Source organism: Rhodoluna sp. (assembly GCF_036721215.1).
In the GTDB taxonomy this organism is placed as follows: domain Bacteria; phylum Actinomycetota; class Actinomycetes; order Actinomycetales; family Microbacteriaceae; genus Rhodoluna.
Genome location: NZ_DAIMLM010000002.1, coordinates 89,231 through 109,034, shown reverse-complemented (window position 1 = coordinate 109,034; position 19,804 = coordinate 89,231). Strand labels below are relative to the sequence as shown.

Here is a 19,804-nt window from a genome sequence, read left to right as displayed (position 1 = left end):
GAACACTTGTTCGAATAATTAGAGCACTATGGGGCAAGCAAATGATCAGGGTAGACGAGTCAATCCAGGTAGCAACTAACCAAGCGGGTGAGCCGGTGGGCTTTAGCTGGCGAAATGGTAGCTATCAGGTGATCACTAAGCCGGTTCGCTGGTTTTCCAGAAAGAACTGGTGGGATGAGTCCGCCAGAGCCCAGCGTGGTATCGGAGCTGGGGTTCTAGAGCTTGAGATGTGGCGACTAAGTGCCAGTAAAGAAAACTCCTCCCCCGCTCAGTTTGAGCTAATTCACACCGAAGCAACCAACAGCTGGCAGCTAATTCGAATATTTGGATAGCAATGTCATTTACCCACCTGAACGTTTCCTCTGCTTACTCGTTTCATTTTGGAACCGCTAAGCCAGACGAGCTTGCTAAAGCTGCAAGTGCTTTAGGTTTTGACGCGCTCGCGATAACAGATCTAAATGGTCTCTATGGTGCCGTAAAGCACATCGGTGCTTGCCTAAGCCAAAGCATTGCACCGATAGTTGGAGTTCGACTAAACGTGCAGCACAAAGGAACCGTAACAATACTTGCCAGGGGTCATAACAACGGCACCGGTTGGGCCGCTCTTTGCAGAATCATTTCTGCAGCTCAGAAAAAAAGCAAAAAAGAAGTAGTTACTTCTCAAAAAGATCTAGCTGCATTGATGGCAACAGACAGTAAAGCCAACTGCACCATACTGCTTGGGCCCGATTCTGATTTTGGTCAAGCAACAATACTTTCCAATGCCACTGATGCTGCCAAGAAACTTTTGGAGTGGCAAGAGTTGCTTCCTTACAAATCAGCGCTTGCGGTTGAAATAGTTTCACACCTAACTGAACCAGGAACCAACTACTCCACCATGCAGGCTAAAAGAATGCTGCAGCTTGCCAAAACTATCGGCATTACACCGGTACTAACCAACGCCGTTAGATACCTTGAACCAGATGATGCGCTAACCGGCGATGTCCTAGATGCCGCAAGGCATCTAGAGGCGCTTGGCTTATTTGACCCACAACCAAACGCCCAGGCTTGGCTAAAGCCCGCGAGCTTGATGGAAAAGCTAGCTCTAGAAATTACCGAGAGTAAAACTCTGGCCCTAGAGCTACTTTCTAATACCGAAGCGCTAGCAAAACAGCTAAGGCTAGATCCGGTATCGGATTGTGGTTGGTCCAAGCCCAAAACCCCTGAGAAGTCAGCGCTCGGCATTGAGGGAAACCCCTTTGAGGTGCTGTGGCAAAAAGCTCACACCGGAATCAACTGGCGATATCCTGATAAAAGTGAAGACAAGCTATTGCCCATTAGGCACCGCCTGCATCAAGAACTAATAACCATCAACAAGCTAGGTTTTGCTACCTACTTTCTAACCGTTGCCGATGTTGCCCAGATGATCAGAGACATGAGAATCAGAACGGCAGCTCGAGGCTCTGGAGCTGGCTCAATGGTCAATTACCTACTTGGTATCTCAAGTGTTGACCCGATAGAGCATGAGTTACTGTTCGAAAGATTCCTAAGCACCGAGCGCTCTAGCTTGCCAGATATCGATATCGATGTTGAATCAGCCAGAAGACATGAAATTTACCGGGCAATATTCAAGCGCTACGGCGGCAACAGGGTCACGCTACTTTCGATGCAGTCCACCTATCGCGGTCGAGGTGCCGTAAGAGATGGTGGCCTAGCTCTTGGATTCGAGCCAGAACAAATTGATGAGATAGCAAAAAGCATCTGGCGCTTTAGCGCGAGAGATTTTCGTGGAATGTTAGGAAAAAAACCAGAGCTGAAGCAACTTGCTGCCCAGCTAGAAACTGACCGCAGGTTAAACCTTTTGGTTGATGTCACTGAACGATTAGATCGACTCCCAAGGCACATCTCAATGCACCCCTGCGGAGTGATACTCGGTAACGAACAACTTCTTGCTCACACCCCGGTTGAGCCAAGCGGTCTGGGGCTTCCGATGAGTCAATTCGATAAGGATGATATGGACCCAATGGGAATGCTCAAACTAGACATTCTTGGGGTCAGGATGCAATCGAGCATGGCCTACGCGATTAGGGAAATAGAGCGGGTCTCCAAAAAAAGCATTGATCTAGATTCCATTGCGAGAGATGACGCGGAAACTTTCAAGCAAATAAGGACCACAAACACCCTTGGGGTGTTCCAAATTGAAAGCCCAGGCCAAAGAGAGCTAACCGGTAAGCACCAGCCCACGGAGTTTAATGACCTAACGATACAGATTTCGCTGTTTAGGCCAGGTCCGATGAAGGGCAACATGATCTCCCCATACCTAGATGGCAGACATGGGTTTATCAAGCCAGATTTCATACATCCTGATCTGGAGCCGATTCTAAAATCCACCCACGGTGTTGTTATCTTTCACGAGCAATTGCTAAAGATTCTGAACGTTATGACTGGTTGCTCGCTGGCTAAAGCTGATGAGCTTAGAAGATCTCTTGAAAAAGACCGCAAGTTTGTTGAGAAGTTCTTCAAAGAAAACGCCACTAAGCGCGGCTACTCGAGAGTTGTTGTTGATCGCATCTGGAGCGTACTTGATGGCTTTGGAAGCTTTGGTTTCTGCAAGGCTCACGGGGCTGCCTTTGCGCTACCTACCTACCAAAGCGCCTGGCTAAAAACTCACTACCCAACTGAGTTTTTAGCTGGCCTATTCACCCACGACCCTGGAATGTATCCAAAGCGCTTGCTGCTTGCAGAAGCCAGAAGACTCGGGGTGAAGATTCTTGGGGTTGATGTGAATGAGTCCAAAGATGAGTATCTGGTGGAGAAAACCCCTAATGGACTAGCTATTCGTATGGCGCTCACTGATCTTTATGGCATTTCTGGGGCAGAAATTGGTCGCATTATCGATAATGCCCCCTATAAAGACCTTGCCGATTTCTACTTGCGAGCTAACCCGGGAAGGGCTACCGCTAAGAACCTTGCGCTAATCGGTGCCTTGGATCAACTTGGGGCTAACAGCCAAGATCACACTCGAGGAGATGTGCTCGAAAGAGTTAGGCAGCTAAGCGCCTTGAAATCAAGACCGAAGCTCACCAAAGATCAGCCAATGCTTGATTTTGACTTGATTGATTTGATGCCTAAGGGAAACCCCGAATTCACTAAAGAGCTTCAGTTGGAAAGTGAAATGGACCTACTTGGCATGGATGTCACAGACCATCAGCTGGCAAAGTATCAGCCGATGCTGGATCAAATGGGCGTTGTTCGAGCCAGCGAACTTGTTGGGCTTAGATCCAAAACTGATGTTTTGGTTGCTGGCGTAAGGGTTGCAACCCAGTCTCCCCCAATGCGTTCAGGAAAGAGAGTTGTCTTTATAACCCTCGATGATGGCACAGGGTGTTCAGATGCCACATTTTTTGATCAAGCCCAGGAGCGATCAAGTCACGTACTTTTCAACACCAAGCTCATGCTGGTATCAGGTAAAACCAGAAGAACCGGCGTCAAAGGCGTATCGGTAATGGCTGAAAACGCCTGGGACCTAAATAAACTGTGGCAGCAATACCTTAAGAAGAATTTAGTCGCGGTTGAAAATTGACAACAAGCGAAGAATTTCCACGTAAAGCCAGATAAGGGTAACGGCAAGACCAAAAGCTGCGCGCCATTCCATATCTACTGGCCACTTGTCTCTAGCTCCAACCATGATGGTCTCAAAATCAAGATTCAGTGTGAAGGCTGCAAGACCTGCACCTACCAATCCAGCAAGCCATCCAAAAGCAGAGCCGTAAACGCCAGCCCCTCCGGTGATCAAAACAAAACCTAGGTTGATAACAGCAAAGATTAGGTAACCAACGATTGCAAAGGTCATGATTCTGGTGAACCTGGCATCAACCTTGATCCAACCAAAGCGGTAAGCGGCAAACATCGCACCAGCGGTAGTCAAGGTTGCCAAAACTGCGGACTGAACAATGCCTGGGTACATGGACTCGAACATCGCCGAAATTCCACCCAAGAAAACACCTTCAACTGCTGCGTAGGCAACAATTACAGCTGGCATGACCTTCTTAGAAAAGGTGATCCACAAAGCAAGACCAAGACCAACAAACATTGCTGGGAACCAAAGAGCCTGAAGCGGCTGGAAGAACCAAGTGGCAGCGGCTGTAATCAGCAACACAACGAAGATTGCTGCTACCTTGCCAGCTGTTCCCTCAACGGTCATTGGCTCATTTTTGGAAGCAATCTTAGAAAATTCTGCATCCACAAGGTCCTGAGGAACCTCACGAGCAGCCTGCAATCCGGTTTGCATTGAGCGGTTAAACACTGGGTTGTGGGACAAGATGTTCTCCTTTTGTCTGTTGGTGTAACACCTAAATTCTAAGCCGATTTCCTGAAAGTTAGCTGAGCGCTAGCTCCCGGGCAAGTATTGCGACGTGCTCAGGGCTAATCTGGTGCCCTCCAGGGTGCATCAGGACCTCAACTCTGGCTCCCCAAGCCCCAAACTCCTGAATCATTTCCTCAGTTTTTTGCCTAGGTGAGTAAGGATCCTTCTCTCCGTTGGCGATGAATACGAACTTACCCTCGAGGTTTGGCTTGAATTCGGTCTCCACAAAAGCCCTAGTAGTGCCAAAGGCAACAATTCCTCTAAGTAGCTCAGGGTGCACCGTTAGCAAGGCTCCAGCCATGTGAGCTCCGTTAGAGAACCCGACAGCAGTTACCCGTGCCGGGTCAAACCCGTAATGCTTACTCGCTAGCTTGAGAAACTCAGCCAATGACTGAACGGCTTCAAGCAGGGTGTCTTCCTTGGCGCTAAAGTCCTCAAAATACTCGAAGAATCTCACCATGCCATCCTGGCTAGCTAGGCCCCGTGGAGACAAGATGTTAGCTGAAGGATCCAGGGCCTTGCCCAAAGACAATAGATCAAACTCATCCGCACCAGATCCGTGCAATAGCAAAAGGGTGTTCGCAGATTGCGCAGATGGCAGCCAGACGTGTGGTCTGGAAAGTTTTTCTTCGGACATCATCTCAGTCTAGATTTCAATTCAGAATTTTTAGGAGTTAAACAAAAAAGTAGCCCCCTAGGGGCTACTTAGTTGTGGACCTGAGGGGATTTGAACCCCTGACCCCCTGCATGCCATGCAGGTGCGCTACCAGCTGCGCCACAGGCCCTGATGTATAACTTTGTTAGCTTAGCTCAAACTGGGGCTAGCTGACAAAGCAGTTAGCTTTAGCTCCGGGCAGTCGCTCCAGATTCTTTCGAGCGAGTAGTAGACGCGATCTTCCTCGTGCATGACGTGGCAGATTATTTCTCCAAAGTCTAGAAGTACCCATCGTCCCCCGGCTTTTCCTTCGCGACGAAGTAGTTTGATGCCTTGCTCTAAAAGCTTTTCTTCGATGCCATCAGAGATTCCAACGACTTGGCGCTCATTTCTCCCAGAGGCAATAAGGAATATATCCGTTAGTGGCATGTGAGACGAAACATCAAGAGCGACGATGTTTTCAGCTACTTTGTCAGAAGCGGCCGCTGCAGCTAGTTCTGCAACTTCAATTGCTTTTTTAGTAGCGCTCACAAACACCCATCTTTATAAGATTCCAAGCATGAACGCAGCCACCGTAAGTGCTCCTACGGAAATCATGAGAACAACAGTGGACATAACCGCATAGACCTGCCCTTGGCCTTTTCGGTTGATCAGGGTCAGCTCAACTACCTTGGCCCTAGTTTTAGCAATTCCAGCAGCGCGGATTGGGGCCACTGAGGAAACGAATGAATTGAGGCTATCTTCAGCAACAGCTTCGTCTGCTTGTTCGCTTTCCAAGATTACGGTGATGCTACCCGTAGTTGGATCAACGGTTGGAATCTGAATTGAACCAGTTGTTACTGCCGGTCCAGAGCCTGAAAGAACAATAGATCCAGAGAGCATGTCCGGAACTTTGTCCAAAATGATCGATGCAGTTACTGGCTCAATACCCAAATTTGCAGTTGAGCCAAAATTAGAACCGGTTACTGGTTCCAAAAAGATATCTGGTGTCGCGATAACAGGAACTGATCCAGTGAGGGTGTGATCGTCAAAAAGCGGTGACCTGTCAGTTGCAGCGGACTCCTTTAGGTCATTTAGGCCCCGAAGTTCGCGACGAGATTTTGCCACCTGCGGCTGGCTTGGAGGAATTACGTATGGTTCGTAGCTGGGAGTTTGAGGCAACGGAGGTGCTGCCTCTGGAACGTACGGTATGTAACCGGTGTTTTCGGGTGCCGGTTCAGAAAATGAAGGAATGTATGGCTCAAAGGACGGAGCTGTTGTGGTTTTCTCTAAAGGTTGCTTATCGACAGCAGTTGACTCGGCTGCCCTACGTTCTCTTCTCGACTGAAATGTGGGGCTATCGCTCATGAGAGTCCCTTGTATAAGCCATGCTTACCAATGTACTGAACCACACCATCAGGAACTAGATACCAAATAGGTTCACCATTAGAAACTCTGTTCCTACAGTCAGTTGAGCTGATGGAAAGCGCTGGAACTTCAACAACAGTCACGGTTCCTTTAGGAACGTCTGGAATCTGAAGAGCATGGCCTGGCCTACTAACGGCAACAAAGTGTGCCAAATCCCAAAGTCGCTGCACTTCTTTCCATGCCAAAATTTGGGCAATAGCATCGCTTCCGGTTATGAAGAAAAGTTCCGCATCTGGATAGCTGTTCTTGAGATCCGTAAGGGTATCAACTGTATAAGTGGGCTTGTCTCTATCGATGTCAACTCTAGAAACTAAGAATCTTGGATTGGCCGCTGTTGCAATAACTGTCATGAGGTAGCGATGCTCACCACCGGTAACTTCTGGTTTCTTCTCTGGCTCACCCGTTGGAACGAATACCACTTGATCGAGCTTTAGTGCGGCTGCGACTTCGCTGGCGGCTACTAAGTGGCCGTTGTGAATTGGGTCAAAGGTTCCACCCATAACTCCCAGTCGAATTTTAGCCATAGAGAATTTGGAGGCCTAGTGACCTTGCGAGCTCGAATTCTTGTGATCGTGGCGGTTGGCTACATCGCGATACGAGTAAACAACAAAAGCAAGAAGGATAAACACGCTCATCGCAATGGCCCCAAAAGCTAGAGCAGGAATTGGAAGTTCGCTGTGTTGTATGAACACACCATCGGTCTCAGATAGAAGTACAGCTAGCAAAATGGTCTCCTTAGAAGTGTTATACCTAGAATAACCTAGGCCCGCGTTTGGCCGGCACCTCTAGCCAGCCATTTCGTGCTTGTTAACTCTCTTAGCCCCATCGGACCGCGGGCATGCAGCTTTTGAGTTGAAATCCCAACCTCAGTTCCGAAGCCAAACTGCCCACCATCGGTAAATCTCGTTGAGGCATTGACCATAACTACCGCTGAATCGATTTCGTTTAGGAAACGTTCCGCGTGAGCTTGATCGCTTGTGATTATCGATTCAGTGTGGTGGGTTGAGTACTTCTTTATGTGATCCATTGCCTCATCCAAAGAAGCGACCACTTTGACTGCCAAATCCAGCGTGTAGTACTCGGCATGCCAGTCTGCCTCGGTTGCCAAAACGGAATCTGGATAGATGCTGTTTACTTGCTGGTCGGCGTGAAGTGTTACTCCAGCAGCTACCAAGCGATCGAGAACCTTGGGAAGAATAGTTGAGGCAACTGCTTCGTGAACCAGTAATGTTTCCAACGCATTGCAAGTAGCTGGGCGTTGCACCTTTGAGTTGAACACAATCTCAACAGCCCAGTCTGAGTTAGCGGATTCGTCGATAAACACGTGGGTCACACCGTCACCGGTTTGAATAACCGGAACTTTTGATCCTTCGACTACGGCATTAATCAAACTTGCGCTTCCCCTTGGAATTAGTACGTCAATTAGGCCACGAGCTGCCATCATCTCGTTCGCGCCTTCTCTGCCAAAGTCATCAACTGTTTGAACCAGCTCTGGGCTAAGGCTTGAACTTGCCAAGGCTTCCTTGAGTATTTTCGCCAGGGCGATGTTGGTGTTTTCGGCAGCAGTTCCACCGCGAAGGACAACAGCATTTCCAGACTTAATTGCCAAGGCGCTGATGTCGATAGTCACATTCGGTCTAGCTTCGTAGATAACACCGATTACTCCAAAAGGAACACGTATCTGAGTTAGGTCTAGTCCATTCTCAAGAGTCTTGGACTGGACTATCTCCCCTATTGGGTCCGGTAGCGCAATTACCTCATTAATTGAATCAGCCAAGGATTTTATTCTCACATCACTAAGCCGCAGGCGATCTTGTAATCCGGTCGCAAGATTTGATTTGACGGCCTGCTCTAAGTCAATTGAGTTTGCTGCGAGAATCTCAGCACTGCGAGCAACAAGTAACTCGGCAATTGACTTCAGTGCTGCGTTCTTGGACGCAGTTGAGGCACTGGCCATTGTGTAGCTAGCGTCTTTAGCTGCCTGAATTCTTTGTAACGCGGTCATGATTCGAGCCTAGCCCCGAGCCTTACTGGTTTGTGGTTTAGGTTCAAAGAAGGTTCCAGAGTTAGTTCCAGAAAGAACCAAGCCAACATTGTCTGCATTGGTGACGATAACCGCTATTCCGGCTTCTGTGCACTCCCTGGCCGCTGCAACTTTTGTGATTGCCCCACCGGTTCCAACACCCGTATTCGTTCCACCAATTTCTAAGGCACTCATGTCCATATCAAATGGAACGTGGGAAATCAGCTTTGCCGCAGGGTTAGTGGGCGGGATGTCATAAATACCATCAACATCACTTAGTAAAACTAATGCATCTGCACCAATCAGGTTTGAAACCATGGCAGCCAGATGATCATTATCTCCAAAGCGAATTTCTGTAGTAGCCACGGTGTCGTTCTCGTTCACAATGGGAAGCGCCTTGAGTTCGAAGAGTCTCTCTAAAGCCTTTCTTGCATTGTCCCGGCTTTCGTGATTCTCAATGTCCGGAACAGTCAGTAAGACCTGACCGGCGATAATCCCGAATCTTTCGAGAGACTTCTGGTACTTGGAGACCAAACGGAACTGACCAACCGCTGCTAGAGCCTGAAAAGTTTCTAGGTCTGTGGGTTTTTTCTCGAAGTCAAAAAGTGGCATACCGGTGGCAATGGCTCCCGATGACACAAGGACTATTTCAGTGCCGCGCTCCATTGCCTTAGCGAGTGCATCAACGAGGTTGTCTATCTTGTCTTCGTTTACACCGGTTACCGAATTTGAACCAATCTTGACTACAACTCTTTTTGCGCCTTCAAGCCAGTTAGCTTTTTCAGACATTTACTTTTCCTCCTCTGGCAAAGGCGTGCTCCAAGCTCCGGACTTGCGGTCTTTTTCCATCTGGTCACGGAAAGCAGATCTTGCATCCATCATTTCTTGGTAGCGCTTTCGACGCTCAGCTGTTGTGCGGCGATCGTTTAGCGGCCCGAACCTAGGATCTGTTCCACGAGGACTGACAAGAAGCTCGGCGGTGGAGGCAATGGTTGGTTCCCAATCAAAGATGATTCCATCTCCCGGGCCAATCACCACGGTTGAACCGGAGGACGCTCCGGCCTTGAAGAGAGCATCTTCAATGCCAATCTTTGCCAAGCGGTCAGCAAGGTAACCAACTGCTTCTTCATTTCCAAACTCAGTTTGGGCAACCCAGCGTTCTGGCTTGGCGCCAAGGATACGGAAGAACTCTTCCATTCCAGATTCTTCGCGAACGATGGTGAACTTGCTGTCTTCTTTTCTGGCCTGCATCAAAGTAATACGTGCTCTGGCCGGAACATCAGCTTTTGACTTTCGCTCCGATTCGACAAGCTTGGCCATCGCGTACTTAAGTTCTTTTAGCCCTGCATGTGAAGCGGCGGACACCTCGAATACTTCGAATCCCCTGGCCTCAAGTTCTGGCCGGATAAACGATGCCAACTCCTTGGCGTCAGGGATGTCAATCTTGTTTAGGGCAATTAGCGCAGGCCTCTTAGTTAGCGGGACTTGACCTTCTGGAACTTGGTAGGCATCGAGTTCCTTTAGAACCTTGTCAAGATCGGATATCGGATCCCTGTTTGGTTCAAGAGTTGCGCAGTCAATTACGTGCAGCAGTGCAGCACATCTTTCGACGTGACGCAAAAACTCTAGCCCTAGCCCTTTTCCTTCGCTTGCTCCTTCAATAAGTCCTGGAACATCGGCGATGGTAAACCTGGTTTCTCCAGCCTGCACGACACCGAGATTTGGATGAAGGGTGGTGAACGGATAGTCGGCAATCTTCGGCCGTGCCGCCGAAACTGCAGCAATCAGTGAAGATTTTCCGGCGCTTGGGTAACCAACTAGTGCGATGTCGGCAACGGTTTTGAGCTCGAGTACTACATCCCCTGCCCAACCCGGAACTCCAAGCAGTGCAAAACCTGGAGCTTTGCGCTTGGTTGAAGAAAGTGCTGCGTTTCCAAGTCCACCGACTCCGCCTTCAGCGACGACAAGTTCCATACCGGCTTCGTCTAGATCGGCGATGAATTCTCCGGTTGGCTTTTTCACAATCGTGCCAACTGGAACAGGCAACCTTAGGTCAACGCCCTGAGCACCATTTCTAAAATCTCCTGCACCGGCTGCACCGTCTCCTCCGGCGCGATGTGGGTGGAAATGGTAATCAAGCAAAGTGGTGGTGTTGGCATCGGCTACCAGGGTGATAGAACCACCGTCACCACCGTTAGCTCCGTCAGGGCCGCCAAGTGGTTTGAACTTCTCGCGCTTAACCGAGACGCAACCTTTTCCGCCATCTCCAGCGCGCAAATGAAGGGTGACTTGATCAACAAATGAAATCAATTTCGTCCCTTCCTGTAAATAACTAAAGGCGAGCCTTTGGCTCGCCTTTAGTAGAAACTTCTTGTCGTTCTAGACTTATGCAGCCTCAACGATGTTTACTACTCGGCGACCACCCTTGGTTCCGTATTGCACGGCACCTGTGGCTAGAGCGAACAAAGTGTCATCCTTGCCCTTGCCTACGTTCTTTCCCGGGTGAAAGTGTGTTCCACGCTGACGAACAAGGATTTCTCCTGCGTTGACTTCCTGGCCTGCGTAACGCTTTACGCCAAGACGCTGAGCATTGGAGTCTCTACCGTTTCTGGTGGAGCTAACGCCTTTTTTGGATGCCATTTGTTCTAGTCCTTTACTTGATCTCTAGTACTTTGACGCGGGTAAGTTCAGAGCGGAAGCCCTGCTTTCTTTTGTACCCAGTCTTGTTCTTGTACTTCTGAATAATGATCTTTGGTCCACGAAGGTCGTTCATGACCTCTGCGGTTACCTTAACGGAAGCAAGGGTTGTGGCATCGGTTGTAACCTTGTCGCCATCTACCAACAACAAAGCTGGAAGTTGAATTTTTCCACTTTTGTCAGCTTTTACTCGGTCTAAAGTCACGATGGTTCCAACCGAAACCTTCTCTTGACGACCGCCTGCGCGAACTACTGCGTAAACCACTTGTTTTACCTTTTTCTAAGTTTGGATTGTTACCACCTGGGCAACAAATCCCTAGTCTAATGGGGCCTAAGCCTTGGGGTCAACCGGTCCATCGCTGGATGCCCGCCTCGGCTTGCGTTTTGCGTCCTGCTTTGCCTCTGGAAGGGCCTCAAGAATGGATTCCAGGCCTGCGGCCTTAGGGTCGGCAACAGGCTCTGCCTCGGCTGTTTTGCCCAGAGTGGAAGCTGCGATCTTGGCCATTACGTTGTTGATCTCGACAGCCTTTTCAGGGGTCACGACGTTTGCAACATCCATGTGACCCTTGCGCTTTTTCTCGCTCTTTCCTTCATTGTTCGAGCGGGAGCGAACAATTGGCTCGTGGTGAACAATTACTCCCCTGGAATCACAAACCGCACATGGCTCGCTGAAAGATTCCAAAAGCCCAATTCCAAGCTTCTTTCTGGTCATTTGAACAAGACCTAGAGAGGTCACTTCAGCAACCTGATGCTTGGTGCGGTCACGGCCTAGGCATTCAATAAGTCGCCTGGAAACTAGATCTCTGTTGGATTCAAGCACCATGTCGATAAAGTCCACAACGATGATTCCACCGATGTCGCGCAGTCTAAGTTGACGAACGATTTCCTCAGCAGCTTCCAAGTTGTTCTTGGTTACTGTTTCTTCGAGGTTTCCACCACTTCCGATGAACTTTCCGGTGTTCACATCAACTACGGTCATGGCCTCGGTACGGTCGATAACGAGAGATCCACCAGATGGAAGATAAACCTTGCGCTCCAATGCCTTGTCAATCTGCTCACCCACTCGGTAGTGATCAAAAAGGTCATCCTTACCGGTGTAGCTTTCAACCCGGTCCATCAGATCCGGCGCCACAGACTCCAAGTACTCGGTGATAACCGACTGGGCGTCAGAGCCAGCAATAATCATCTTCTGGAAGTCCTCGTTGAAAACGTCTCGAACAATCTTGACCAGAAGGTCTGGCTCGGAGTGCAGCAGGGTCGGCGGGGTGGCTTTTTTGAGCTTGTTTTGAATCCCGGTCCACTGCGCCTGCAGTCTTTGAACATCAAGAGTTAGCTGCTCCTCGGTTGCTCCCTCGGCAGCTGTTCTTACAATCACGCTGGCTTCTTCAGGGACGATGTCCTTCAGAATCTTCTTGAGCCTTACTCGTTCCGAATCTGGAAGCTTCTTGGAGATTCCATTCATGTTGCCGTTTGGAACGTAGACCACGTACCTACCAGGCAAGGAAACCTGAGAGGTTAGTCGAGCACCCTTTTGGCCAACTGAGTCCTTGGTTACTTGAACCAAGATGGTGTCGCCTGATTTGAGAGCAAGCTCAATCTTTCTAGGTCTACCTTCTAGTCCATCGGCGTCCCAGTTGACTTCGCCGGAATAGAGCACGGCATTTCTGCCCTTGCCGATGTCAACGAAAGCTGCCTCCATGGAAGGAAGAACGTTCTGGACTTTACCGAGGTACACATTTCCAATAAGCGAACCGTCTTGGCTCTGTGCAACGTAGTGTTCAACCAAAACCTTGTCTTCAACAACACAAAGTTGAATCTTGGCGTCCTTGGATCGAACCAGCATCATGCGATCTACCGACTCGCGACGAGCTAAGAATTCGGTTTCAGTAATTGTCTGACGCCGTCTCCCGGAGTCTCTGCCATCACGCCTACGCTGCTTTTTGGCCTCAAGCCTGGTTGAACCCTTAACTCTTTGTGGTTCGTTACTAGGTTCTTTTGGAGCGCGCGGGGTGCGGACCTTTACTACAACGTTTGGAAGGTCTGAAGATTCATCGATTGGCTCGCCAGCTCTGCGGCGAGATCTTCTTCTCAGGTGAGATTCAGATTCGGCATCGGAGCTTTTCTTGTTATTTGACTTTTTGCGAGGCTCAACCGGCGGAAGATCTGGCGCCTGAAAGATTAGCGATGTTGCACTTAGCGCAGCAGGCTTAGATCCTGCTTTAGCGTTAGCTTTGTCGGAGTCTTTGGCCGCCGCTTTGGGTTCGGCCTTTTTGACACCCTTTGGGTCAGCTTTTTTTGAGCTCTTCGGCTCTTCTGACTTTGCAGCCGCAGGCTTCTTGTCTGTTTTCTTTGGAAGCTTCTCAGCTTTAGCTGAATCGTCTTTTTCTTTCACCATTTCGGTGTACTCCAAGCTGCCGATTGGCAAAAGCCCACACACTTTGCCGATATTCGGCTATCAAATCTGTATCGGCGACTTTTGTAGCCGACTAAACCTTTGTAGTTGCGAGTCATTGCTGTCACGACGCCCTGCCAGCTGCCCAGATGGGTCTTATACCTTGGAGCCAAATGCTCGATAAACCTGTGGCGTCTAGAAGATGTGGCTCTAGCTCACCTATGTATAAGTATGACACCAATATGGCAAAAGCCCAGAATTGTCGTGGAATACTTGAATTTATGACTCAAAAACCAGCTGAACAAAGCCTTATTGGGGCTCCAGTATCACTTGCGTGGATGCTAATTGCTGGTGGTATTACCGGTTGGATTGCGGCTCTCGCCCTCACGATCGAGAGGCTTAGAGTCGCCAGTAATCCCGATGCAGTTCTTAGCTGCGATGTGAGTCCATTTATTTCTTGCAAGTCTGTGATGCTTACCTGGCAGGCTTCACTATTAGGTTTTCCTAATCCCCTAATTGGGCTTGCGGCATTTTTCGCACCAGTTCTTATTGGATTTGCAATTTTGGCTGGAGCTAAATTTGCTAAGTGGTTCTGGCAGCTATTCACACTTGGCATGACTGGTGGATTTGTATTCGTGTTTTGGCTCTTTAGTCAAAGCCTTTTCGAAATTGGGGCTCTTTGCCCTTACTGCATGGTTGCCTGGGCGGGAATGATTCCAATGTTCTGGAAACACTTCTTGTTTGCGGCCAGTGAGGGAATCGTTCCTGTTCCTGTGAAAACCGTTGGATTTTTTGTCAATGCCTATGACTGGCACTGGCTATTTACGATCTTGACGTTCTTTGGATTGAGCGCCACTGTGGTGTGGAAATTCTGGGACTTGTGGCCCAGCCTGTTTTAGCTAAACCAGATTCCAAGTTCTCTAGTTGCCGATTCCACTGAATCTGAACCGTGAACCAAGTTCTTTTGAACCTTCTCGCCCCAGTCACGACCTAGATCGCCTCTAATGGTTCCAGGAGCTGCGGTGGTTGGATCGGTAGCTCCTGCCAGCGCCCTAAAACCTTCGATAACTCGATCGCCTTCTAGGCGGATGGCAACGATAGGGCCAGAAGACATGAACTCAATCAGTGGAGCATAGAAAGGCTTTCCCTCGTGCTCTGCATAGTGGTCAGCTAGCTGCTTGGCAGTTGGCTGCAACATCTTTAGTCCTGTCACAACGTAACCTTTAGCTTCAATTCGGCTAATTATTTCTCCGGTCAACGAGCGGGCGACGCCATCAGGCTTGATAAGAACCAAGGTCTGTTCCTTAGACATTTACTACTCACTTCCTAAATCTTGACCATCAAGTTTTGCCTTCGCAGCTCTCGCTCTGTCAATTGTGGCACCTGCAATCATGGCCCAGCCCCACATTCCTAAGAATATCGTTCCTAGTAAGAACATCAAAGGAACCCAGATTCCTAGCAGCACCACAATTACCTGCAATACCCAGCCAACTGCGTAGGTTCCGCGCTTTCCAAGCACCGCGGGAAACAGCATCAAGATTACCGAGAGCCCTACTCCAACGCCCCAAATGACTGCCGGGTCAGGGTGAACTCGAAGACCAAATCCGACCAGGGTTGCAAAAAACACGACCACGGATTCAAAAACCATAACCAGCGAACCAAGGGTGGCCCTTGTGGTTCTATTCCGCATCGCTTTCCTCCTGAAGAATCTGTAGGACATCTCCCACTAGGGAAATTGATCCTGTAACGACAACCATGCCATCAATTTCACGTGCAATTGTCCGGGCACGATCTAAGGCTTCCCTAACGCCTAGAACAGCTTCGGCCTTGGCTCCTGAATGTTCACTGGCTATAGGCTCAAGTTTAGAAATTTCAAGTGATCTATTCGAGGATGACTCAGTTACCACTAGACGCTCAAAACAACCGGCGAGCTCGCTGAATACTCCCGCTACATCTTTATCCGATAGCACTGCCATCAAACCAACCAACGGTTTGGCAGAAAATTCCGACTTGAGAGAAACTGCCAAGGTCTTAGCTCCTGCTGGATTGTGTGCTCCATCTAGTAACAATTCAGGTTCAGTTCGAACAAGTTGCAATCTTCCAGGGGAAGAGAGATCAGCTACAGCTGATCGAAGAACATCATCGGCAATTGAAACTTCACCGCCGCCTAGGAAAGCCTCCACCGCTGCAATTGCAACAGCAAGATTGGCGCTTTGATGAATTCCAAACACCGGAGCCTCGTATGGTCCATATTTTCCCGCCAAACCAGAAACTGTAACGCGCTGTCCAGTGGAAGTTGCTTGGTGAGACTCAACAGAAAAGTCTTTACCGAGCTCGAAAAGTCCTTCGGCTTTCTCGTTCGAGACACGTTTTATTACATGCATTGCCTCAGCGGTTTGATCCGATGTGATCACAAGGGCGCCTGGCTTGATGATTCCCGATTTGGTTTCGGCAATTTCCGAAATAGTGTTACCTAGTCTGTCCATGTGATCAAGTCCAACGGGTGTGAAAACGGCAACGTCGCCATCTGCCACATTGGTCGAGTCCCACGCTCCACCCATGCCAACTTCCAACACCAGAACATCTACCGGCGCATCAGCAAAGACTGCAAAACCAAGAACTGATAGCGCCTCAAAGAAGGTAAGCGGGGCTTCTGATTTGGCAGCAAGTTCCTGATCCACCATTTCCAGAACCGGCTCAATATCCACATAAACGCCATAAAGCACTTCATCGCTAACTGGCTCACCATCTATTGCCATTCGTTCGGTGAACTTCAGAAGGTGCGGCGAGGTGAACCTTCCGGTTCTTAGTCCGTGCTCGCGCAAGATCCGCTCGATAAAACGGGTAGTCGAGGTCTTACCGTTGGTTCCAGTGATGTGAATCACACGGTAAGAGCGTTGCGGGTCGCCTAGTAGTTCCACCGCTTTTTTGGTTGGCTCAAGTCTTGGTCTGATCTTGTTCTCGGGAACCCGTTTCATAAGCTCTTCTAGAACGAAGGCTGCTTTGGACTCCCAGTACTTTTCGTCGTGAACTTCTGCGCTCAAAGCTTTACTACCGAAATCTGAACCTGCTGATTGTCACCAACTGCAACCGCGCCAGAAAGTGAAGCCGATTCGCTATAACTTATTTCTAAAGTTAGAGTTTCGTTTTTGACAAGTTCTTCGTGGGCCTTGACCGCATCCAAGACATCTTTGGATGCAGTCAAAGATGTGGCGATCCGATCTGAGACATCTAGGTCAGCATCTTTTCTTGCCTGCTGCACCGCGCGAACCACGTCGCGGGCTAGTCCTTCAGCTTCAAGTTCTGGGGTTACCACGCGGTTCAAAATCACAAAGCCACCTGCTGGCAAAATACCAATGAGTTTTTCGGCGCTCGATTCGTCTTTGGCAACCAGGTTTAGTTCGTATTCGCCCTCAAATAGCTCAACGCCGTTAACTACAACCTGGCCCTTAACCTGTTGCCAGTTCCCTGACTTTGCAGCGCCGATGATCTCCTGCACCTGCTTACCAAGTCTTGGGCCCAACGCCCTGGAGTTTACGGTCAGCTGCTGTTCAACCCCAAAGTCCTTGGTTGATTCAACCGCAAGCTCAACAAGTTCTACTTCTTTGACGTTTAGCTCTTCAGCGATAATCTCTGCGAAATCTTTTAGAGCCTTGGCTCCTGGAGTAACCACAGTCAGCTTGGAAAGCGGTAGCCGGACTCTAAGTGAGTTGGTCTTTCTAAGGCTTAGCGCCACAGAGCTAACAATTCGCACCTGGTCCATAGACGAAACCAAATCCGCGTCGTATTTCAAGTCCGAGGCTTCCGGCCAGCTCTGCAGGTGAATGCTGCGGCCACCAGTTAGTCCGCGCCAAATCTGCTCGGAGATCATTGGAAGCAGAGGAGCAGCTACGCGAGTGACGATTTCCAAAACGGTGTAAAGAGTGTCGAAGGCTTCTTCGTTACCTTCCCAGAACCGGTCGCGAGAACGACGAACGTACCAGTTGGTTAGTACATCGCTGAAATCTCTTAGCTTCGCTGACGCTGAATAGGAATCATAAAGATTCAAATCCGCTTCAACGCCTTCAATTAGGTCTTTAGTTTTGGATAACAAGTATCGATCCAAGACGTCCTTGCTATCCACAGAGTACTTAGCCTGGTAGTTAGAAGCGTTTGCGTAGAGGCTAAAGAAGTACCAGGTGTTCCACAGCGGCAGTAGCACCTGTCGGACACCTTCGCGAATTCCTTGCTCGGTCACAACCAAGTTGCCACCGCGAAGAATTGTGCTGGACATCAGAAACCATCTCATGGCATCTGAACCATCGCGGTCAAATACCTCGGACACGTCTGGATAGTTTCTTAGCGACTTAGACATCTTCTGTCCGTCGTTACCTAAAACGATTCCGTGCGAGATGGCCGATTTGAAAGCCGGTCTGTCAAACAAAGCGGTGGCGAGCACGTGAAGTGTGTAGAACCAACCTCTGGTTTGACCGACGTATTCGACAATGAAATCTCCTGGGTTGTGAGTATCAAACCAGTCCCGGTTTTCGAATGGATAGTGCACTTGAGCAAACGGCATTGAGCCCGATTCGAACCAGCAGTCCAGCACTTCTGGAACCCGTCGCATCACTGACTTGCCGGTTGGATCGTCCGGGTTTGGTCTTACTAGTTCGTCGATGTATGGCCTGTGAAAATCAGTTGGTTCTTTTCCAAAGTCTTTAGCTAGCTCTTCCAAAGAGCCATAAACATCAATCCGCGGGTAGTTCGGATCATCTGATTTCCAAACAGGAATCGGAGCTCCCCAGAAACGGTTTCGGCTAATGGCCCAGTCGCGAACGTTTTCAAGCCACTTACCGAATGAGCCATCTTTGGTGTGTGAAGGGGTCCAGTCAATTTGCTGGTTTAGCTCGAGCATGCGATCTTTCACCTTGGTGGTTTCAACAAACCAAGATGAAACGGCTTTGTAGATTAGCGGGTTCTTACAGCGGTAGCAGTGTGGATAAGGGTGGTCGTAGCTTGCTTGCCTTAGCAGTCTGCCTTCAGCTTTTAGCTTTTGAGTAATGGGCTTATTCGCATCGAATACATGCTGACCTTCAAAGTCAGTAACAACAGAATTGAACTGACCGCGCTCGTTCACCGAAACGTAAACAGGAATTCCAGCCAGTTCGCAAAGCCTTTGGTCATCTTCACCATATGCGGGCGCTTGGTGAACTATTCCAGTTCCCTCGTTGTCAGCAACATAGTCACCAACTAATACCTGCCAGGAGTTTGCGGTATCGAACTTCGACTCATCCGCGTAGTAATCAAAGATTCGTTCGTAACGGATTCCCGCTAGGTCCTTACCCATTACCTTGGTCTCGATTGCCGCTATTGCTTCTTCGGCGGAATCGTAACCTAGGTCCTTGGAGTAGTTACCTAACAAAGAAGCCGCGATCAAATACTTAGTTGATGAATCTCCGCCGTCGGCTGCGCCGTTTGTTCCAGCTGGAACAATCGCGTACTCAATTTCTGGACCTACCGCGAGCGCGAAGTTCGTAGGTAGCGTCCATGGAGTTGTCGTCCACGCCAAGATGCGAGTCTTGTCATAGGAACCCCCAACGATTGGGAAAGTTACGGTTACGCTCTGGTCCTGGCGAGTTTTGTAAACCTCATCGTCCATTCGAAGTTCATGATTCGATAGCGGGGTCTCACATCTCCAGCAGTACGCCAAAACTTTGAAGCCTTCGTAAATGAGGCCTTTTTTGTATAGCTCCTTGAATGCCCAGATCACGGACTCGGTGTAGTTGGTGTCTAGGGTCTTGTAGTCATTCTCAAAATCAACCCAGCGGGCCTGTCTTGTGACATAGCTTTTCCAGTCCTGGGTGTACTTCAAAACCGAGGTCTTGCAGTAGGCGTTGAACTTATCTACGCCGTACTTCTCAATCTCAGGCCTTCCGGAGATACCCAGCTGACGCTCTGCCTCTACTTCTGCTGGCAATCCATGAGTATCCCAGCCAAAGCGGCGCTCTACTCGGTAACCCTGCATGGTCTTGAACCTAGGAACTAGGTCTTTGGTGTAGCCGGTAAGTAAATGGCCGTAGTGAGGCAATCCGTTGGCAAAAGGAGGTCCGTCATAAAACACAAACTCTTCAGCAGATTCTGCTTTTCGCTGATCTATCGAAGCCTGGAAGGTGCCGTCTTTGTCCCAGTAATCAAGAATCCGCTGTTCGATTTCAGGGAAGCTAGGGCTAGGGGTTACGCCAGATGCCTCATCTTCCGAGTTAAGGGGATACATTTTGGGCTTTCTTGGCGTTGTCTTCGGTAATC

Annotated in this window: 19 protein-coding genes and 1 tRNA gene; 3 read left to right on the top strand and 17 right to left on the bottom strand. The window is 49.3% G+C overall.

Annotated elements, in window-relative coordinates:
* Positions 1-41: 41 nt before the first annotated feature.
* Both AC9UCN_RS03830 and AC9UCN_RS03825 read left to right on the top strand, forming a co-directional pair.
* A complete protein-coding gene (locus AC9UCN_RS03830; RefSeq protein WP_509523882.1) occupies positions 42-332 on the top strand; it encodes a DUF6504 family protein in 291 nt (96 codons plus the stop codon).
* Between the two features lie 2 nt (positions 333-334).
* On the top strand, positions 335-3,562 hold the full coding sequence (locus AC9UCN_RS03825; protein ID WP_509523879.1) for a DNA polymerase III subunit alpha: 3,228 nt from the start codon (positions 335-337) through the stop codon (positions 3,560-3,562).
* Here the strand turns inward: AC9UCN_RS03825 and AC9UCN_RS03820 are convergent.
* The 13 genes from AC9UCN_RS03820 to AC9UCN_RS03760 form a co-directional block, all read right to left on the bottom strand.
* Positions 3,542-4,300, bottom strand: a complete 759-nt coding sequence (locus AC9UCN_RS03820; protein WP_509523877.1) for a Bax inhibitor-1/YccA family protein — start codon at positions 4,298-4,300, stop codon at positions 3,542-3,544. The genes AC9UCN_RS03825 and AC9UCN_RS03820 overlap by 21 nt on opposite strands.
* Before the next feature lie 58 nt (positions 4,301-4,358).
* Positions 4,359-4,982 (bottom strand): alpha/beta hydrolase, encoded by a 624-nt coding sequence (locus AC9UCN_RS03815; RefSeq protein ID WP_509523875.1) that lies wholly within the window; start codon positions 4,980-4,982, stop codon positions 4,359-4,361.
* 75 nt (positions 4,983-5,057) lie between these two features.
* A tRNA-Ala gene (locus tag AC9UCN_RS03810) sits at positions 5,058-5,130 on the bottom strand.
* A gap of 20 nt (positions 5,131-5,150) precedes the next feature.
* Positions 5,151-5,531, bottom strand: coding sequence for a ribosome silencing factor (gene rsfS, locus AC9UCN_RS03805; protein WP_509523872.1), 381 nt, complete (start codon positions 5,529-5,531; stop codon positions 5,151-5,153).
* A gap of 12 nt (positions 5,532-5,543) precedes the next feature.
* Positions 5,544-6,347 (bottom strand): hypothetical protein, encoded by an 804-nt coding sequence (locus tag AC9UCN_RS03800; protein ID WP_509523870.1) that lies wholly within the window; start codon positions 6,345-6,347, stop codon positions 5,544-5,546.
* A complete protein-coding gene (gene nadD, locus AC9UCN_RS03795) occupies positions 6,344-6,931 on the bottom strand; it encodes a nicotinate-nucleotide adenylyltransferase (RefSeq protein WP_509523867.1) in 588 nt (195 codons plus the stop codon). Before nadD ends, AC9UCN_RS03800 begins: the two co-directional genes overlap by 4 nt.
* 15 nt (positions 6,932-6,946) lie before the next feature.
* On the bottom strand, positions 6,947-7,132 hold the full coding sequence (locus AC9UCN_RS03790) for a hypothetical protein (protein WP_509523865.1): 186 nt from the start codon (positions 7,130-7,132) through the stop codon (positions 6,947-6,949).
* A gap of 35 nt (positions 7,133-7,167) precedes the next feature.
* Positions 7,168-8,412: a glutamate-5-semialdehyde dehydrogenase gene (locus tag AC9UCN_RS03785; protein WP_509523862.1), complete on the bottom strand. Its 1,245-nt coding sequence runs from the start codon at positions 8,410-8,412 to the stop codon at positions 7,168-7,170.
* 9 nt (positions 8,413-8,421) lie between these two features.
* The gene (proB, locus tag AC9UCN_RS03780; RefSeq protein WP_509523860.1) at positions 8,422-9,219 is read right to left on the bottom strand and encodes a glutamate 5-kinase; all 798 of its coding nucleotides are present in this window, start codon (positions 9,217-9,219) and stop codon (positions 8,422-8,424) included.
* Entirely contained in the window at positions 9,220-10,740 is a 1,521-nt protein-coding gene (gene obgE / locus AC9UCN_RS03775; protein WP_509523857.1) for a GTPase ObgE, read from the bottom strand.
* Between the two features lie 75 nt (positions 10,741-10,815).
* Positions 10,816-11,070 (bottom strand): 50S ribosomal protein L27, encoded by a 255-nt coding sequence (gene rpmA, locus AC9UCN_RS03770; RefSeq protein ID WP_509523854.1) that lies wholly within the window; start codon positions 11,068-11,070, stop codon positions 10,816-10,818.
* 13 nt (positions 11,071-11,083) lie between these two features.
* Positions 11,084-11,392 (bottom strand): 50S ribosomal protein L21, encoded by a 309-nt coding sequence (rplU, locus tag AC9UCN_RS03765; protein WP_509523852.1) that lies wholly within the window; start codon positions 11,390-11,392, stop codon positions 11,084-11,086.
* A gap of 66 nt (positions 11,393-11,458) precedes the next feature.
* Positions 11,459-13,522 carry an Rne/Rng family ribonuclease gene (locus tag AC9UCN_RS03760; protein ID WP_509523850.1) on the bottom strand — a complete coding sequence of 688 codons (2,064 nt, stop codon included), beginning with the start codon at positions 13,520-13,522 and terminating at the stop codon, positions 11,459-11,461.
* A gap of 170 nt (positions 13,523-13,692) precedes the next feature.
* On the opposite strand from AC9UCN_RS03760, the gene AC9UCN_RS03755 reads away from it, so the two are divergent.
* Positions 13,693-14,418, top strand: coding sequence for a vitamin K epoxide reductase family protein (locus AC9UCN_RS03755; RefSeq protein ID WP_509523848.1), 726 nt, complete (start codon positions 13,693-13,695; stop codon positions 14,416-14,418).
* On the opposite strand, the gene ndk is transcribed toward AC9UCN_RS03755, so the two are convergent.
* Genes ndk through ileS form a run of 4 tightly spaced genes read right to left on the bottom strand, consistent with a single transcriptional unit; the run spans position 14,415 to position 19,772 of the window.
* Positions 14,415-14,831: a nucleoside-diphosphate kinase gene (gene ndk / locus AC9UCN_RS03750; RefSeq protein WP_509523845.1), complete on the bottom strand. Its 417-nt coding sequence runs from the start codon at positions 14,829-14,831 to the stop codon at positions 14,415-14,417. The two genes, AC9UCN_RS03755 and ndk, sit on opposite strands and share 4 nt — an antisense overlap.
* Before the next feature lie 3 nt (positions 14,832-14,834).
* On the bottom strand, positions 14,835-15,209 hold the full coding sequence (locus AC9UCN_RS03745; protein WP_509523843.1) for a DUF4233 domain-containing protein: 375 nt from the start codon (positions 15,207-15,209) through the stop codon (positions 14,835-14,837).
* Positions 15,199-16,563, bottom strand: a complete 1,365-nt coding sequence (locus AC9UCN_RS03740; protein WP_509523840.1) for a bifunctional folylpolyglutamate synthase/dihydrofolate synthase — start codon at positions 16,561-16,563, stop codon at positions 15,199-15,201. Before AC9UCN_RS03740 ends, AC9UCN_RS03745 begins: the two co-directional genes overlap by 11 nt.
* Complete coding sequence (gene ileS, locus AC9UCN_RS03735; RefSeq protein WP_509523838.1) at positions 16,560-19,772, bottom strand: isoleucine--tRNA ligase; 3,213 nt, start codon at positions 19,770-19,772, stop codon at positions 16,560-16,562. Before ileS ends, AC9UCN_RS03740 begins: the two co-directional genes overlap by 4 nt.
* Positions 19,773-19,804 lie beyond the last annotated feature (32 nt).

What these genes read in the sequence shown, in the direction of transcription:
- AC9UCN_RS03830 (WP_509523882.1), top strand. Translation starts at nt 42, where the DNA reads ATGATCAGGGTAGACGAGTCAATCCAGGTAGCAACTAACCAAGCGGGT.
- AC9UCN_RS03825 (WP_509523879.1), top strand. Translation starts at nt 335, where the DNA reads ATGTCATTTACCCACCTGAACGTTTCCTCTGCTTACTCGTTTCATTTT.
- AC9UCN_RS03815 (WP_509523875.1), bottom strand. Translation starts at nt 4,982, where the DNA reads ATGTCCGAAGAAAAACTTTCCAGACCACACGTCTGGCTGCCATCTGCG.
- AC9UCN_RS03800 (WP_509523870.1), bottom strand. Translation starts at nt 6,347, where the DNA reads ATGAGCGATAGCCCCACATTTCAGTCGAGAAGAGAACGTAGGGCAGCC.
- nadD (WP_509523867.1), bottom strand. Translation starts at nt 6,931, where the DNA reads ATGGCTAAAATTCGACTGGGAGTTATGGGTGGAACCTTTGACCCAATT.
- AC9UCN_RS03785 (WP_509523862.1), bottom strand. Translation starts at nt 8,412, where the DNA reads ATGACCGCGTTACAAAGAATTCAGGCAGCTAAAGACGCTAGCTACACA.
- proB (WP_509523860.1), bottom strand. Translation starts at nt 9,219, where the DNA reads ATGTCTGAAAAAGCTAACTGGCTTGAAGGCGCAAAAAGAGTTGTAGTC.
- rpmA (WP_509523854.1), bottom strand. Translation starts at nt 11,070, where the DNA reads ATGGCATCCAAAAAAGGCGTTAGCTCCACCAGAAACGGTAGAGACTCC.
- AC9UCN_RS03760 (WP_509523850.1), bottom strand. Translation starts at nt 13,522, where the DNA reads ATGGTGAAAGAAAAAGACGATTCAGCTAAAGCTGAGAAGCTTCCAAAG.
- AC9UCN_RS03755 (WP_509523848.1), top strand. Translation starts at nt 13,693, where the DNA reads ATGCTCGATAAACCTGTGGCGTCTAGAAGATGTGGCTCTAGCTCACCT.
- ndk (WP_509523845.1), bottom strand. Translation starts at nt 14,831, where the DNA reads ATGTCTAAGGAACAGACCTTGGTTCTTATCAAGCCTGATGGCGTCGCC.
- AC9UCN_RS03745 (WP_509523843.1), bottom strand. Translation starts at nt 15,209, where the DNA reads ATGCGGAATAGAACCACAAGGGCCACCCTTGGTTCGCTGGTTATGGTT.
- ileS (WP_509523838.1), bottom strand. Translation starts at nt 19,772, where the DNA reads ATGTATCCCCTTAACTCGGAAGATGAGGCATCTGGCGTAACCCCTAGC.